The sequence below is a fragment of the Niallia circulans NBRC 13626 genome (assembly GCF_001591585.1).
GTDB classification, from domain to species: Bacteria; Bacillota; Bacilli; order Bacillales; family Cytobacillaceae; genus Niallia; species Niallia circulans.
In genome coordinates, this window is the sequence record NZ_BCVE01000054.1 from 1 (window position 1) to 1,481 (window position 1,481).

General features: G+C 49.2%; 12 tRNA genes and 1 rRNA gene. All 13 read left to right on the forward strand.

What is annotated here, in order from left to right:
• Window positions 1-221 precede the first annotated feature (221 nt).
• The 13 genes from rrf (at window position 222) to BCI01S_RS24485 (ending at window position 1,470) form a co-directional block, all read left to right on the forward strand.
• Window positions 222-338, forward strand: a 5S ribosomal RNA gene (rrf, locus tag BCI01S_RS24425).
• Window positions 339-347: 9 nt separating this feature from the next.
• A tRNA-Val gene (locus BCI01S_RS24430) sits at window positions 348-423 on the forward strand.
• Between the two features lie 25 nt (window positions 424-448).
• Window positions 449-524: transfer RNA gene (locus tag BCI01S_RS24435), tRNA-Thr, on the forward strand.
• A gap of 6 nt (window positions 525-530) precedes the next feature.
• A tRNA-Lys gene (locus tag BCI01S_RS24440) sits at window positions 531-606 on the forward strand.
• A gap of 24 nt (window positions 607-630) precedes the next feature.
• Window positions 631-715, forward strand: a tRNA-Leu gene (locus BCI01S_RS24445).
• 22 nt (window positions 716-737) lie between these two features.
• Window positions 738-812 (forward strand) — tRNA-Gly (locus BCI01S_RS24450).
• 9 nt (window positions 813-821) lie between these two features.
• Window positions 822-910: transfer RNA gene (locus BCI01S_RS24455), tRNA-Leu, on the forward strand.
• Between the two features lie 16 nt (window positions 911-926).
• Window positions 927-1,003 (forward strand) — tRNA-Arg (locus tag BCI01S_RS24460).
• A gap of 8 nt (window positions 1,004-1,011) precedes the next feature.
• Window positions 1,012-1,088: transfer RNA gene (locus BCI01S_RS24465), tRNA-Pro, on the forward strand.
• Between the two features lie 15 nt (window positions 1,089-1,103).
• A tRNA-Ala gene (locus BCI01S_RS24470) sits at window positions 1,104-1,179 on the forward strand.
• Between the two features lie 22 nt (window positions 1,180-1,201).
• Window positions 1,202-1,278: transfer RNA gene (locus tag BCI01S_RS24475), tRNA-Met, on the forward strand.
• 13 nt (window positions 1,279-1,291) lie between these two features.
• A tRNA-Ile gene (locus BCI01S_RS24480) sits at window positions 1,292-1,368 on the forward strand.
• Window positions 1,369-1,377: 9 nt separating this feature from the next.
• A tRNA-Ser gene (locus tag BCI01S_RS24485) sits at window positions 1,378-1,470 on the forward strand.
• The last annotated feature ends 11 nt before the right edge of the window (window positions 1,471-1,481 follow it).

The following is a 1,481-nucleotide window of genomic DNA, read 5'->3' on the forward strand; positions in this document are numbered from 1 at the left end:
TCGACTGAGATAAAGGAAACACGATGAACGTAAGTGAATCGATGTGGACTTATCGTAGGGAGATGATCGGAAATTTGATAGGCGATAGGCGTTGGAGCTGGACAATAATGATTACTTGTTTCTTTCTTCTTACCATAATCTAGTTTTCAGGGAATAATTTTCTAAAATTATACTTGAAAAAATCTCAAAAGCATGTATAATAAAATATGTCTTGAGAAAAGTCTGGTGGCGATAGCGAGAAGGTCACACCCGTTCCCATACCGAACACGGAAGTTAAGCTTCTCAGCGCCGATGGTAGTTGGGGGTTCTCCCCCTGTGAGAGTAGGACGACGCCAGGCTTTATTTATGGAGGATTAGCTCAGCTGGGAGAGCATCTGCCTTACAAGCAGAGGGTCGGCGGTTCGATCCCGTCATCCTCCACCATTTATTATTGGACAACTATATTTACGCCGGTTTAGCTCAATTGGTAGAGCAACTGACTTGTAATCAGTAGGTTGGGGGTTCAAGTCCTCTAGCCGGCACCATCTAATGAGCCATTAGCTCAGTCGGTAGAGCATCTGACTTTTAATCAGAGGGTCGGAGGTTCGAATCCTCCATGGCTCACCATTAGAAAATTTAAAATAGTATTAAGCGGGTGTGGCGGAATTGGCAGACGCACTAGACTTAGGATCTAGCGCCGCAAGGCGTGGGGGTTCGACTCCCTTCACCCGCACCAATTTACTATCAATTAAATAGATGCGGAAGTAGTTCAGTGGTAGAACACCACCTTGCCAAGGTGGGGGTCGCGGGTTCGAATCCCGTCTTCCGCTCCATAAAACAATGCCGGGGTGGCGGAACTGGCAGACGCACAGGACTTAAAATCCTGCGGTAGGTGACTACCGTACCGGTTCGATTCCGGTCCTCGGCACCATTGTTTTTATATTAATGCGCCCGTAGCTCAATTGGATAGAGCGTCTGACTACGGATCAGAAGGTTATGGGTTCGACTCCTTTCGGGCGCGCCATTATATTTCGGGAAGTAGCTCAGCTTGGTAGAGCACTTGGTTTGGGACCAAGGGGTCGCAGGTTCGAATCCTGTCTTCCCGACCATTATTCTCATTATATGGGGCCTTAGCTCAGCTGGGAGAGCGCCTGCCTTGCACGCAGGAGGTCAGCGGTTCGATCCCGCTAGGCTCCACCAATTTTATAATTCTTAATATGATGGCGGCGTAGCTCAGCTGGCTAGAGCGTACGGTTCATACCCGTGAGGTCGGGGGTTCGATCCCCTCTGCCGCTACCATACATATTATCTTGGACCTTTAGCTCAGTTGGTTAGAGCAGACGGCTCATAACCGTCCGGTCGTAGGTTCGAGTCCTACAAGGTCCACCATATTATTGAGGAGGAATACCCAAGTCCGGCTGAAGGGATCGGTCTTGAAAACCGACAGGCGGGTCAAACCGCGCGGGGGTTCGAATCCCCCTTCCTCCTCCATAAAAATTAAA